Origin of the sequence: Alloalcanivorax marinus, assembly GCF_016785095.1 — a bacterium.
In the GTDB taxonomy this organism is placed as follows: Bacteria; Pseudomonadota; Gammaproteobacteria; order Pseudomonadales; family Alcanivoracaceae; genus Alloalcanivorax; species Alloalcanivorax marinus_A.
On sequence record NZ_JAEKJB010000001.1, the window covers coordinates 216,228 to 230,455 of the forward strand.

The 14,228-nt window shown below is 66.7% G+C and carries 12 protein-coding genes; 11 read left to right on the forward strand and 1 reads right to left on the reverse strand.

The annotated features are described in order from the left end of the window. Nucleotides 1-28: 28 nt before the first annotated feature. Nucleotides 29-478: a cyanase gene (gene cynS, locus JF515_RS00990; protein WP_203100048.1), complete on the forward strand. Its 450-nt coding sequence runs from the start codon at nucleotides 29-31 to the stop codon at nucleotides 476-478. Nucleotides 479-542: 64 nt separating this feature from the next. On the opposite strand, the gene JF515_RS00995 is transcribed toward cynS, so the two are convergent. After that, a complete protein-coding gene (locus tag JF515_RS00995) occupies nucleotides 543-959 on the reverse strand; it encodes a PaaI family thioesterase (protein WP_203100050.1) in 417 nt (138 codons plus the stop codon). Between the two features lie 266 nt (nucleotides 960-1,225). Here JF515_RS00995 and JF515_RS01000 point away from each other — a divergent pair, with 266 nt between their 5' ends. The 10 genes from JF515_RS01000 (at nucleotide 1,226) to JF515_RS01045 (ending at nucleotide 14,218) form a co-directional block, all read left to right on the forward strand. Next, nucleotides 1,226-3,253 (forward strand): TonB-dependent receptor domain-containing protein, encoded by a 2,028-nt coding sequence (locus JF515_RS01000; RefSeq protein WP_338015152.1) that lies wholly within the window; start codon nucleotides 1,226-1,228, stop codon nucleotides 3,251-3,253. Continuing rightward, a complete protein-coding gene (locus tag JF515_RS01005; RefSeq protein WP_203100052.1) occupies nucleotides 3,253-4,230 on the forward strand; it encodes an alpha/beta hydrolase in 978 nt (325 codons plus the stop codon). Before JF515_RS01000 ends, JF515_RS01005 begins: the two co-directional genes overlap by 1 nt. 56 nt (nucleotides 4,231-4,286) lie before the next feature. After that, the gene (locus tag JF515_RS01010) at nucleotides 4,287-4,826 is read left to right on the forward strand and encodes a sigma-70 family RNA polymerase sigma factor (protein ID WP_203100054.1); all 540 of its coding nucleotides are present in this window, start codon (nucleotides 4,287-4,289) and stop codon (nucleotides 4,824-4,826) included. Nucleotides 4,827-4,912: 86 nt separating this feature from the next. After that, nucleotides 4,913-5,854, forward strand: coding sequence for a FecR family protein (locus JF515_RS01015; RefSeq protein WP_203100055.1), 942 nt, complete (start codon nucleotides 4,913-4,915; stop codon nucleotides 5,852-5,854). An 89-nt stretch (nucleotides 5,855-5,943) separates the two neighbouring features. Continuing rightward, complete coding sequence (locus tag JF515_RS01020) at nucleotides 5,944-8,697, forward strand: TonB-dependent receptor (protein ID WP_203100057.1); 2,754 nt, start codon at nucleotides 5,944-5,946, stop codon at nucleotides 8,695-8,697. Nucleotides 8,698-8,725: 28 nt separating this feature from the next. Then, nucleotides 8,726-11,185 carry a PKD domain-containing protein gene (locus JF515_RS01025; RefSeq protein ID WP_203100059.1) on the forward strand — a complete coding sequence of 820 codons (2,460 nt, stop codon included), beginning with the start codon at nucleotides 8,726-8,728 and terminating at the stop codon, nucleotides 11,183-11,185. 66 nt (nucleotides 11,186-11,251) lie between these two features. After that, a complete protein-coding gene (locus tag JF515_RS01030; protein ID WP_203100061.1) occupies nucleotides 11,252-11,833 on the forward strand; it encodes a tetratricopeptide repeat protein in 582 nt (193 codons plus the stop codon). Continuing rightward, a complete protein-coding gene (ubiM, locus tag JF515_RS01035) occupies nucleotides 11,772-13,106 on the forward strand; it encodes a 5-demethoxyubiquinol-8 5-hydroxylase UbiM (RefSeq protein WP_203100063.1) in 1,335 nt (444 codons plus the stop codon). The genes JF515_RS01030 and ubiM overlap by 62 nt, the downstream gene beginning before the upstream one ends. A gap of 84 nt (nucleotides 13,107-13,190) precedes the next feature. Further along, entirely contained in the window at nucleotides 13,191-13,892 is a 702-nt protein-coding gene (locus JF515_RS01040) for an AzlC family ABC transporter permease (RefSeq protein ID WP_238400761.1), read from the forward strand. After that, nucleotides 13,889-14,218, forward strand: coding sequence for a branched-chain amino acid transporter permease (locus tag JF515_RS01045; RefSeq protein ID WP_203100065.1), 330 nt, complete (start codon nucleotides 13,889-13,891; stop codon nucleotides 14,216-14,218). The genes JF515_RS01040 and JF515_RS01045 overlap by 4 nt, the downstream gene beginning before the upstream one ends. Nucleotides 14,219-14,228 lie beyond the last annotated feature (10 nt).

Sequence of the window (14,228 nt, forward strand, 5' to 3'; positions counted from 1 at the left end):
TTTTCCCACACTCCATGGAGACGCAACCATGATCAGTAACCGCACTCAAGTCACCGAAATGATCCGCGCCGCCAAGGTCGCCAAGGGCCTTACCTGGAAAGCGGTGGCCGACGCCGTCGGCAACAGCAAGGAATGGACCACCGCCGCCTGCCTCGGCCAGATGGCCATGAACAAAGAGCAGGCCGCCGTCGTCGGCGAGCTGTTCGGCCTGTCCGACGAAGCCGTGGCCTGGCTGCAGATCGTTCCCTACAAGGGCGGCGAATCCGACACCCAGCACAAGGACCCGCTGATCTACCGCCTCTACGAAGCAGTGCACGTCTACGGCGGCGCCATGAAGGAACTGATCCACGAGGAATTCGGCGACGGCATCATGAGCGCCATCGATTTCGATCTGGACATCCAGCGCCAGGAAGATCCCAAAGGCGATCGCGTGCGCGTGCTGATGACCGGCAAGTTCCTGCCCTACAAGGTGTACTGACCCCCGCCCCAACAATACCGTGGGAGCGGCTTTAGCCGCTCCTGCGGTGTGGTTCTGGCCTGGCTCAACGCACCGGCACGATCGACAGGGTCACCGTGGCCTTGGCGATCAGCTTGCGCTGGCCGTGCCCGTCCTCGGCGTATACTTCCGATTCGGCCACCGTGATGGCGCGGCCGGCCTTCAGCACCGTGGCCTCGCACACCAGCGCCACGCCCAGGGCCGGGCGCAGCAGGTTGACCTTGTACTCGGCGGTCAACGGCATGTGGGCGTCGTCCAGCAAGGTGCCCGCCGCCGCCCCGGCGGTATGATCCGCCAGGGTGCCCACCGCCCCCGCATGCACATAGCCGTTCTGTTGATGCAGCGCCTCGCGCACCGGTAACCGGGAGACCACCCGACCGGCTTCGATGGACACCGTCTCCACGCCCAGCAGCCTCAGAAACGGCGGCCCCATCAGCTCGGCGATACGATCAAACTGGCCCATGGCCTTTCTCCTCACAGCCGGAAAAACCACAAGCATCTCCCAGGCCGGCACTTTTCTCCAGCCGCGCCTGCAGGCCATGGAAAAACTGGGACTGTATCTATCCGGCCCGGTGACCCGCCCCGCCTGACGGTGCCATCATCCGGCATTGCCCTCTCAAATCTAACTGGTTCTCATTTACAAATGGGAGGCAATATTCTATAAAGCCGCCTTACCGAGCGCCCCCGGCGTCGGCTTTTTTGGTTTGCCTTTTCAGAAGGATTTGTATCGTGACTTACCCCTCCCACGCCGTTACCGCCCTGGCTCTGGGCGTCGCCCTGGCCACCCAGACCGCCCACGCGGCCCAGCCCGACAACCATGTTCTCGAAGCGGTCACCGTGGTGTCCGCCGCCGGTTTCGAACAGCACATCGCCGACGCGCCGGCGTCGATTTCCGTGATCGACCGGGAACAGCTGGAAACCCATGGTTACCAGGACGTTACCGACGCCCTCAAGGACATTCCCGGCGTCACCATCACCGGCGGCGGCTCCCGCCAGGACATCAGCCTGCGTGGCATGTCCGCCAAGTACACCATGATCCTGGTGGACGGGCGCCGCCTGTCCGGCCGCGAAGCCACCGCCAACGGTAACGACGGCGGCCTGGAGCAGAATTACCTGCCACCGTTGCGCGCCATTGAACGCATCGAGGTGATTCGCGGCCCGATGTCATCACTGTACGGTTCCGAGGCCATGGGCGGGGTCATCAATATCATCACCCGCAAGGTACAGAAACAATGGCTGGGTTCCTTCGGCAGCGAAGTCACCCTGCAGGACAACAGCGAATCCGGCGACGCCCGCCAGTCGGATCTGTACCTGGCCGGCCCGTTGCTCGAGGACAAACTGGGTCTGCAGGTCAACGGCCAGGTCCGCCATCGCGAGGAAGACGACATTCTCGAGGGCTTCGAGGAGCAGAAGGTACGCGGCGGCGGCGCCAAACTGGTGTTCACGCCGGATCACCGCAACGATCTGGCGGTGTCCTACGACGAGGTGCGCCAGGAGCGTAACGGCTCACCGGGCAAATACTACGAGCCCGGCGCGGAAGCCTCGCAACGGCGCTTCAACAAGGAAACCGCCGCCCTCACCCACGAAGGCCGCTTCGGCGCCTGGAGCACCGAGTCCTATGTACAGAACGAAAAAACCGAGAACCCGGATCGGGAAGGCGAATTGCGCGACGGCATCACCCTGGAAACCCTGATCGCCAATACCCAGGCCACCTACTTCGGCGACCGCCACATCGTTACTTTCGGCGCCCAGTACAAGGACGAGGACCTCACCGACTACGCCACCAACCGTTTGCCCACCAGCGACGCCACGGAAATCAGTCGCTGGCAGTACGCGGTATTCCTGGAGGACGAATGGCGGCTGACCCGCACGCTGTCGCTCACCGGCGGCCTGCGCTTCAACAAGGACGAGAACTTCGGCAACCATGTGTCGCCCCGACTCTATGCCGTGCACCACCTGACCCCGGCGCTCACCCTCAAGGGCGGTGTATCCACCGGTTACCGGCAGCCGTCGCTGCGCGAAGCCGCCGACGACTGGGGCGGCGTCACCGGCGGCCCCTGGTCCGCCGCCGGCCAGCCCCGCGCCATCATGAAGGGCAACCCGGATCTGGACCCGGAAACCAGCATCAACTACGAAGCCGGCTTCGCCCTGGACCTGCCCACCGGCATCGCCACCAGCGTCATGCTGTTCCAGACCGACTTCAAGGATAAGATCACCGAATACCGGGAGTGTGAATCCGATCCGTCCTCGGACCGGAACGACCCTTCCACCTGGGATTGCAGCGATTCCGGCGAGGCCTATTACTTCATCAGCAACCGCATGAACGTGGACGAGGCGCGCATGCAGGGCGTGGAGGCCACCCTGGCCTGGCGGCTGGCCACCGATCTGCGCTTCAACGCCAGCTACACCTACACCGATTCCGAACAGCGCACCGGTGAATTCAAGGGCGAGCCGCTCAACAAGATTCCCCGCCACATGTTCAACGCCGGCCTGGAATGGCAAACCACCGACAAGCTGCAAAGCTGGGCCCGGGTCAATCATCGTGGCCGCACCTCGGACTATCAGTCCCGGGTCAGCATGGCCGAAGGCACGCCGGGTTATTCGCTGGTGGACGCCGGCCTGAACTACCGCGCCAGCGAGCACCTGACCCTCAAGGCCGGGGTCTACAACCTCACCGATCGCCAGGTCACCAACGAGGACTTCGAGATCATCCTCGACGGCCGCCGCTACAACGCCGGCCTGGTGGTGGATTTCTGATGAGCATCGACCGCCGACGCCGTTCCCTGTGCGCCGCCCTGGCCGGGGTCGGGTTGCTGCCCGCCACCGTGCTGGCGCGCCCGGACATGACCCGCACCATGGGCACCACCCTGGCCGACACCGGCTCGCGCTGGTACCGGCTGCGAAGCTGGCGCCTGGACGCCGGACCCGACCGCCGCGCCCACCGCATCTGGCTGGCCATTCCCCGTGCCGAGGCCCCCGCCGCCGGTTACCCGGTGCTCTACCTGCTGGACGGCAACGCGACGCTGGCGCGCCTGCGCGAGGAGTGGCTGGCGCCGCTGATCGAAGGCCGGCCGCCGGTGCTGGTGATGATCGGCTACGATACCGATCTGATGTTCGACGGCGCCGCCCGGCAACGGGACTACACGCCACCCCGACCGGACGGCACCCGCCCGCGCGACCGCCGTCATCCGGATCGGGAAAGCGGCGGCGCGGCACGGTTCCTCGATCGCATCGAACGCCATATCGTCCCGCGCGTGGCGGACACGGTGGCCATCGATCCGACCCGGCGCGCGCTCTGGGGACATTCCTACGGGGGCCTGTTCACCCTGTTCGCGCTAAGCAGCCGCCCCACCCTGTTCGATGACTACTTCCCCACCAGCCCGTCCCTGGGCTGGGGCGACAACGTGCTGAACGCGCACCTGGAACGCCTTGCCGGGACCCCGCCGGGACAACCGGCGCGGGTCTGGTTGCGGCGCGGCAGCGAGGAACTGCGCGCCCCCGCCGACGCCGATCCGGCCACCCTGGAGCGGCTTCGCCGCCAGGCCAGCGAGCGCTTCTTGTCGTTCTGCGACGAGCTGGCGGACATCCCGTCGCTGACGGTGCGCCGGCGCATCGACCCCGGTCTTGGCCACGGCCCTATGTTCAGTGCATCGCTGCCGGACACCCTGCGGATCGCCGCCGGGCTGGCACCGCTTCAGGACTGGTCAATTGACAATGATTCTCATTCCAAATAAAGTCCGGTCGCGATAACAGCTTCGCTTTTTCTCTACTTGCACTTGGGGTGACCGGCATGCACGCGGACGACGACAAACTCAGGGTCTACCTTGAGCACCGTGCCGCGCTGATCAACTACGCCACGCCGCTCACTGGCAGCCGGGCCACCGCCGAGGAGGTGGTCCAGGACGCCTGGCTGCGTTTCGCCAATGCCAACACACCGCGCCAGCCGGCGCAGTATCTGTACCGCATCGTCCGTAATCTGGCCATGGACCTGACCCGCCGCCTGACGGTGGAGAACCGCTACCGCCAGGAACAAGGAGAGGACGCACAGGGCTGGATGGCCCCCGGTGCCCTGCCCGAGCCGGAACGCAGCCTGATCAATGATGAACAGCTCCATGAGGTGGCCCGCGCCATGGCGGCACTGCCGGAGACCACCCGCAAGGCGCTGGAGATGCATCGCCTGGGCGGCGCGCGCCTGCAGGAGATCGCCAAGGCGCTGGGTATTTCCACCTCCTCCGCCCAACGTTTGGTGCATCAGGGCCTGGTGCGGGTGGCCCTGCATCTGGACCGGGCCAACCAGACCGGTTCCGACAATGCCGATCTCCCTGAGTAATTACCCCGACTCATTCGTCATATAGGGGATAAGCACCTATCATGATCAGCCTCTTTTATCCGGGCACGGACCAGCAGGACGGAACCATGACGACGTCGCCGACACCGCGCGAACAAGCCATCAGCGAGGCCATGGACTGGCTGCTGCGCCTGCAGGAAGAGCCGGATAACGTCGCCTTGCACGACCAGCACCAGCGCTGGCTCGACGCCGATGAACAGCACCGCGACGCCTGGCGCCACGCCCGCCATTCCTGGCGGCTGATCGGCGCCCTGCCCGCCGCCGAGCCGGCGCCGCCGGCGCAGGCGCGCCCGGCCCGTCGCGGTCGCTGGTATCGGGGCGCCGCCCTGGCGGCGGCGGCCTGCCTGCTGCTGGCCTTGCTGCCGACCCTGTGGCTGCATCTGCGCGCCGACTATCTCACCGGCACCGAGGAAACCCGGCTGGTCACGCTGCCCGATGGCAGCCGGGTTCACCTGGGCGCCGCCAGCGCCCTGCGTACCGATTTCGACCAGGGCCGGCGCCGTGTCACCCTGCTGCGCGGCGAGGCGTTCTTCGACGTGACCCGGGACCCCGCCCATCCCTTCCTGGTACGCACCGACACCCTCGATGTCACGGTGCTCGGCACCCGCTTCAATGTCGCCATCGGCGCCCTGTCGGACACCGTGAGCGTGGCCAGTGGCCGGGTGCGGGTGGCCGACCAGCACCGCCGGCTGGCCGATCTGCGACCGGGCCAGCAGCTGTCGCGCTATCATGACGGCGAGGTGCGCGAGGCCCGGCTGGCCGTCGAGGACGTGGGCGCCTGGCAACAACAACGGCTGTTCGTGGTGGACACCGCCATCGCCGATGTGATCGCCGTTCTGCGGCGCTACGACGACCGGGGCATTCTGCTCGCCGATGATCGCCTGGGCGAACAGCGAGTCACCGGTTCCTTTGATCTGTCGGCGCCGGAACAGGCCCTCGACAATCTGGTGCAACCGCACCAGGGCCGCATCCTGTCCCTGCCGGCGCTGCCGCGATTGGTGTTTCAGTAGAATTTTCTGGGAAAAAACATCCCGGTCTCCGTCTTAGGGTTTTAAGAGAATAAATCTCATTCTCGAACCCAGGACAGGAGAGCCGCTTCATGCCTCAATCGCTACCATGCCACCTGCTGGCGCTGGTACTGATCGCTCTATTCACCACAGGCGCCCAGGCCGCTGGTACCGATCCCGCACCGGCCGCCTCCAGCCAGGATTTCCAGATTCCCGCGCAACCGCTGGCAAGCGCCATCAGCGCCTTTGCCCGGCAATCCGGCTGGCAGGTATCGGTGCGTTCGGAGCTGGCGACGGGCCGCCAGTCCCACGGCGTGAACGGCGCCCTGCCACCGGGGGCCGCGCTGTCGCGGCTGTTGGTCGGCACCGGGCTGGATTGGCGCGCCACCGGCCCCAACGCCGCCGTCATCCACCCGGAGGATCAGGCCGGCGCCACCCTGGAACCGGTACGGGTACAAGCCACCGCGCCCTCCGACTACACCTACCAAACCGCCGGCTCCAAAAGCGTCATCGATCGCGGTCACATCGAACGTTTCCGTGGCACCTCGGTGGGCGATATTTTCCAGGGCACCCCCGGCGTGCTGGTGGGCGAAAACCGCAACAGCGGTGGTCTGGATGTGAATATCCGAGGCATGCAGGGCCAGGGCCGGGTGCCGGTGCTGGTCGACGGCGCCCGCCAGGAAACCACCGTTTACCGGGGCTACGCCGGGGTATCGTCACGTACCTACATTGACCCGGATCTGATCGCCAGCATCGACATCGACAAGGGTCCGGTGATGGACGCCGGCGCCAGCGGCGCCACCGGCGGCGTGGTCAGCATGCGCACCATCGACGCCAATGACATCATCAAGCCCGGCAAGGACTGGGGCCTGCGGCTGCGCGGCACCGCCATCGGCAACAGCAGTTCGCCGCCCCCCTCCGGCACGCCGTCCGGCATCAACGGCACCGGTGCCGTCTACCGCACCGACTGTGCCGTGGCCAGCCTCTGCGAAGGCGAATACGCCCTGCCCGACAGTTTCGGCTCCGACCAGGGCATGGACCGCCCGGGGCTGTTCGACATGCGCAGTTGGGCCGGCAGCATCGCCGCCGCGCGCCGTTTCGAGAACTTCGATCTGCTCGCCGCCTATGCCCAGCGCAATCAAGGCAACTACTACTCCGGTGCCCACGGCCCCACCCCCGAGGTACAACTGGATACCCGCGAGCTGCCGTTCTATACCGAAGTCACCGCGGTACGTGAGGGGGTGTCCCGATTCCGTGGCGAGGAGCGCATCGTCAACAGCAACAATCGCAGCAACACCCTGCTGCTGAAGGGCAACTTCTATTTGCCCGCCGACCAGATGTGGAAACTCAGCTACCAGCGCTACGACAGCGAGTACGGCGAGCTGATGCCCTCGCAACTGATCTGGTTCGACCAGATCAAGCAGACCCGCCCCAGCACCGTCACCGCTCATACCTATACCAGCCGCTACGACTGGGACCCGCTCGACAATGCCTGGCTGGATCTGCAGTTCAACCTCTGGCACACGCACACCACAAGCGTTAATCGCAGTTACTCCGAGGACGTCTACCAGAGCTTCACCTCCAATCCCTCGCCGGAACGCTATGACCGCTGGGGAAGCGATCTGAACAACGAAAGTCAGTTCGCCTGGTGGGGCGACCACACCGTCAAATACGGACTCACCGCGCAACGGGAAGACATCGATACCGAGGTGCCGGCGGACGCGGCGGGCAACCCGGATCTCAACACCGCCTATGGCCGCATCGGCGACCGCGACGAACTGGGTGCCTTCCTCAACTGGCAATGGCGCCCGATCCGGCCGCTCACCCTGGACGCCGGCATTCGCTATACCCGCGTGGAAACCGACGATCACAAGCTGGTGGTGCCGAAGGGGCACACCGAAAAACTCTACGACGACGACGGCCAGGTGATCGATGAAGTCTACGTGGAAAGCGTGTTCTGCGTGGACAACGACAACGACGGCGCCTGCGACCCGATCCGCTATCGCACCAGGAACAGCGGCAGCGCGCCGGTGTTCAGCGTCACCTGGGAGCCGTGGATGAACGGTCTGCAGTTCTACGCCCTGCACGCCGAGGCGCTGCGCATGCCGAGTCTGTTCGAGGCCACCCAGGGCTGGTCGGTGCAACCGGCCCTGGACGTGCCGCTCCAACCCGAGCATGCCACCAACCGGGAAGTGGGCATCAACTTCCTGGGCCGGGACCTGTTCCTGGGCGGCGACCGGCTCGCCGTCAAACTGGCCCGCTTCGACAACCTGACCGAGGACTACCTGACCCGCACGTCCACCAATACGTGGGAAGACAACCGCCAGCTGTTCGTGATGCGCAACATCGAAAGCGTCTCGCTACGTGGCGTGGAGCTGACCCTGGAATACGACGCCGGCTTCGCCTACATGAAGCTCGCCGGTACCAAATACGACCATATCGAAGTGTGCCACTACGGCAGCTACCGGCGCGAACGCTGCAACGACTACGGCGTCGCCAACTCCTACTTCAACAACATGATTCCGCCGGAATGGCACGCCTCCGCCACCCTGGGCGGCCGGTTGTTCCGGCGCCGCCTGGACCTCGGTACCCGGGTGACCTTCATGGGGCGGCGCACCGAAACGCCGGCCTTCAACGACGACACCTCACTCGGCTTTCTCAGCCCGGTGCCGTGGCACGACTACCGCATCGTCGATCTCTACGCCAGTTGGCGACACAACGACACCCTGAGCATCGATTTCAACATCGACAACGTCACCGATCAGTACTACCTGGACGCGCTCAGCCTGGGCATGGTCCCGGCGCCGGGACGCACCGCCCGACTGGGCATGACCCTCAATTTTTAAGCACTCTGAACCCGATGGAGAAAGCATCATGCAATTCCTGAAAACACCGTGCGCCCTGCTGTGCGCGTCACTGCTGCTGATCGCCTGTGGCGGAGGTGGTGGCGGCGGCGGAGGCGGAGGAGATAGCGATGGCGGCGTGGAGAAACCCACCGCCAACGCCGGCAGCGACCAGACCGTGGAGATGGGCACCACCGTGACCCTGGACGGTTCCGCCAGCAGCTCGCCGAACAGCGGCGCCGACATCAGCTACACCTGGACGCTGGCGCGCAAACCGACCAACAGCGACGCTGAACTGTCCGATGACACCGACGAGCGCCCCACCTTCGTCGCCGACCAGCCCGGCATCTACCAGGCCCAGTTGGTGGTCAACGACGGCACCGCCGACAGCGGCCAGGATCAGGTCACCATCACCGCCACCAACCCGGAACCGGTGGCCGTGGCGCGGACACAACATAACGAGCTGGTCGGCACCACGGTGCTTCTGGACGGCGGCGAGAGCCTGCCGCCCACCGGTGGAGACGCCAGTCTGCTCAGCTACGAGTGGCAGCTCACCGAGACCCCCGACGGCAGCACCGCCACCCTGGCCGATACCGGTACCGCCCTGACCAGCCTGTACACCGACGTGGCCGGCACCTACACCGCCACGTTGACGGTGCGCTATCAGGCGCAGACCAGCGAACCGCTCACCGTGACCATCATCGCCGCCGAGGCCAACGCCCGGCCGGTGGCCGATGCCGGCGGCCCCTACACCGTCGAGCGGGGCACCACCCTGACCCTCGATGGCGGCGCCAGCTCCGACGCCAACGGCAACCCGCTCAGCTATCGCTGGTACCTGTTCACGCCCAACACGGAAAGCGGTGACCGCGTCGCGAGCATTCCACGCGGCTCCTCGCTGACCGTGGAGACCGCCCTGCAAGACGCGGACACCGCCACGCCCTCCATTACCCCGGACGTGGTGGGCACCTGGACCGTCTACCTGGTGGTCCATGACGGCACCTCCATCAGCGACGTAAGCAGCGCCGACATCGAAGTCACCTTGCCCGCCGGCGCCGCCAACACCCCCCCGGTGGCGACCTGGTTCCCGAAACCCCATGTCGGCTTCTACACCGGGCGCTACAGCAATGAAGTGGAGCTGGGGGTCACCACCTGGGCCAGCGGCAACTCCTACGACGTGGATGGCAACCGCATCAACAGCGCCAACCGGCGCTATCAATGGATCGCCACCCCGGACGGTTACGATGCCCAGGATCTCAGCGGCAGCGGCTCGTTCAGTTTCACCCCCAGCGTGGAAGGCGACTACACCGTCCAGATGATCGTCAACGACGGCGAGGCGGACAGCGCCCCCGAACAACGCACCTTCACCGCCCGCACCGGCGCCAACAGCGCGCCCTCGGCCCACATCGACGTGGATTCCGGCACCGTGCTGGTGGGCACCCCCGGCTGGTTCGACGGTCGCGAAAGCAGCGATCCCAACGACGACCGCCTGGAATACATCTGGACCCTGTTCGACAAACCCGACGGCAGCAACGCGGGGCTGACCTACCAGGACGTGACCCTGCAGGACGGCACGGTGCTGAACAACGCCCGCGCCGGCATCGTCCCCGACCAGCCCGGCATGTACATCGTGATGCTGGCGGTGCGCGATTCCCTGGGCGCCACCAACCGTCCCTCCGCGTTTCAGTTCGGGCGCCTGCTGGTCAAGTCCGAGAACAACGCGCCCACCGTGAACCTGCCCGGGTTCCGCTCCTCCGGCGTGAACACCAACCCGCTCTACCCGTACTGGGGCATGGATGAGACCCAGCCGGCCCCCACCGGCATCAGCACCATGATCCTGCCCCAGGTGGTCGACCCGGATTTCGACGACCTCTATTACCTCTGGACCCTGGACGAGCAGCCCGCGGGCAGTAATCTGGCCGACGCCTATACCTCGGAAAACCTGAGGCTCATCCCCACCGTGCCCGGTGACTACCGCGTGACCCTGGTGGTCAGTGACGGCATGGACACCTCGGAGCCGCAATCGCTGACCCTGCGGGTCGTCGACGCGGATGCCTACCCGTCGCTGAAACTCAGCCTCGGCGGCATCTACACCGGCGCGACCGTGGGCATCGGCGACGTCCCCGAGGACCTGGCCACCCGCGAGATGGGCAACAACAGCACCGTGACCTTGCCCTACCAGAGTGACGACATCACCACCCAGGGCCTGACGGTGATGTACAAACTGACCGCCTCCGGGGGCGACTACACCATCACCGACCTGGAGGTCAGCACCGCCTACGGCGGCACCGGCCAGGCCCGGCTGGTGGGGCTCAGCGAGGGCCAGGTGATTCGAGAAGGCGAATCGGTGAATTTCGCTCTGGCCAGCCCGTCGGACTACAGCATGATCAGTTCCGACGCGGACTTCCGCTGGTCCTTCAACATCAAGGAACGGGACGACTGGTGGTTCGACTATCACTATCAGCGCGAGCAGCTGGTGATTCCCGGCCTGTGAGACAACCCTGACCAACCGGCCCGCCCCGGCCTTCGTTCCGGGGCGGGCCGACGAGCGGAGAAATCCATGCCCAAGAACATCCGGCCCTGGCTGCTGGTCCTGGCCCTGACCCTGGCCGACCCGGCCCGGGCCGCCGACCCGCGACACATCCAGGCCCTCAACGACGAAGCCCTGTCCCTGCACGCCGCCGGTGATTACGAACAAGCCGCGCAACGCTACCGGGAACTGCTCCCCCTGCTGGACGAACATTTCGGACCGGACAGCCTGGAGGCCGCCCGCATTCGCGCCAGCCTCGCCGACACGCAACTGGCCCGCAAACAGTTCAAGGACGCCGAGGCCAGTTACCGCGACGTGCTCGCCGCGCCGGCCACCGACCAGGCCCCGCTGCTACGTGCGGATGCCCTCAACGGCCTGGCCTCGGCGCTCTATATGCGACGCCAGTACGGCAAAGCCGAACCCCTCTATCAACAGGCCCGGGAGCTGCTGGAGGCACAACCCTCGCCACCGCCGGAACGGCTGGCCCTGGTACTGGACAACCTGTCCTCGCTGTATCGCACCCTGCGCCGTGACGCCCAGGCGCAACGGTATGACGAGCAAGCCCGCAAGCTGCGCCGCCAGCAAAACAGCGCCGCGAAAGACCATCCCTAGGGCCCCGGCGCGCGGATCGGCGGCGACCCTGCCGCAGATCAAGGCGCCGGCGCTGGCCGGCGCCTACATTCACCGGCTGACCCTGATTCGAGGAGGCGACGGAATGGACGCGGATGTGATCATCGTGGGCGCCGGGCCCGCCGGGCTGAGTCTGGCCCGGGTACTGGGCAGCGCCGGCCTTCAGGTGCGGGTTCTGGAGAAACAGCCCCGCGCGGCCCTGGAGGAACCGGCCTTCGACGGTCGCGAGATCGCCCTCACCCACACCTCCCGGCGCCACCTGATCGACTGGGGCATCTGGGAGCATCTGCCCGCCGAGGACATTTCCGATCTGCGCCATGCCCGGGTGTTCGACGACGGCCTGCGCCGCCACAGCCTGGACATCGACGCACGGCTGGGCGGCCGCGACCAGCTCGGCTGGCTGGTGCCCAACCAATGCCTGCGCCGCGCCGCCTGGGCGGCGGTCCGGGCCTGCCCCGGGGTGACCGTGCTGGACGGTGTCGAAGTCAGCGACCCGCGCATCGAGCGCGACGCCGCCAGCGTGGCGCTGGACGACGGCCGGCGTTTGCGCGCTCGCCTGCTGGTGGCCGCCGACAGCCGCTTCTCCGCCACCCGGCGCGCTCTGGGCATCGCCGCCCGGGTCCGTGATTACGGCAAGAGCATGATGGTGTTCCGGGTACGCCACGAACAACCCCACCATCACCAGGCCTGGGAGTGGTTCGGCCACGGCCAGACCCGCGCCCTGCTGCCGCTCAACGGCGACCGGGCGTCGGTGGTGCTGACCCTGCCGGCCAACGAGCTGGAGCGCCTGCTGGCCCTGGACGACGACGCCTTCAACCACGACATCAGCCAGCGCTACCAGGGCCGCCTGGGCGCCATGACGCGCATCAGCGAGCGCCATGTCTATCCGCTGGTGGGGGTCTACGCCAGCCGTTTCCACGGCCCCCGCTTCGCCCTGGTGGGCGACGCCGCCGTGGGCATGCACCCGGTCACCGCCCATGGCTTCAACCTGGGCCTGAGCAGCGTGGCGCATCTGGCCGCGCGCCTGATTCCGGCGCACCGGGCGGGCCGCGATCCCGGCGCCGCCGAGTTGCTGGAAAGCTACCACCGCGCCCACCGACGCGGCAGCCTGCCGCTGTTCAACGCCACCCACCTGGTGGTGTCGTTGTACACCGACGACCGGGCCCCGGCCCGCCTGTTGCGCGGCGCCGCCCTGAAAGCCGCCAATACCCTGACCCCGTTCAAACGGCTGATCGCCCGCCAGGTCACCGGCTGACCCCTGGCGCTCGGCGCCGGGGCGGCCTACCATGCGCGGCGACCACGCCCGTACCGTCCTGACCGCCGGATTAATGCCGTACCGATGTCCAGCCTCCGTTCCTCGCCCTGGCGCCACGCGCTGTCCCTGACCACACCGGTAATGCTGGGCTATGTGCCCCTGGGCATTGCCTTCGGCGTGCTCTGCGTGCAGATGGGCCACGCCTGGTGGCTGGCGCCGCTGATGTCGGTGGCGATCTACTCCGGCGCCAGCCAGTTCCTGTTGTTGAGCCTGCTGGCGGCGGGCGCCTCGCTGACCGAGATCGGCGTGGCCATCTTTCTGCTCAGCGCCCGACACCTGTTCTATGGCCTTTCCCTGGTGGGCCGGTTCCGGGGCAGCGGCGCGCGCAAACCCTATCTGGTGTATGCGCTCACCGATGAAACCTACTCGCTGCTCAGCTCCCGGGAGGAAACCCGCGACCCGGCGGTGGCCTTCCGTATCAGCCTGCTCAACCAGGGCTGGTGGTTGCTGGGCTCCCTGCTGGGCGCCCTGGCCGGCAGCCTGCTGTCGTTCGACAGCACCGGCATGGAGTTCGCGCTCACCGCTTTGTTCATCGTGCTGACCCTGGAACTGATGGCCACGGTAAGACGTGTCACGCCCTTTGCCATTGGCCTGGGCTGCGGCCTTGGCGCCCTGTTTCTACTGCCCCAGCGGCACATGCTTCTGGCCGCCATCGGCGCCGCCTGCCTGGTGCTGTTGCTGGATTACCGCCGCCGCGCGCCGCGCGTCCTGGAGCAGCGCCCATGAGCACCGATACGGTTTTAGTGGCGGTGGCGATCGGCGCGCTGGCCAGCCTCGCCTCCCGGGCGCTGCCGTTCCTGGCCCTGTCACGGCACCACGACCATCCATTGCTGGCCTGGCTGGGCCGTTATCTGCCCGCCGCCATCATGGTGATTCTGGTGGTCTATTCCCTGGCCGACCTGCGACCGCTGCAACTCCATGATCCGAAGGGCGCGCCGCTGCTGCTGGCCTGCGCGCTGGTGGTGGCTCTGCACCTGTGGCGTCGCAACGTGCTGATCTCCATCGTGGTCGGTACCGGCGCTTATATGGCCATGGTGCAATACGGCACCTGACCGCCCGCTT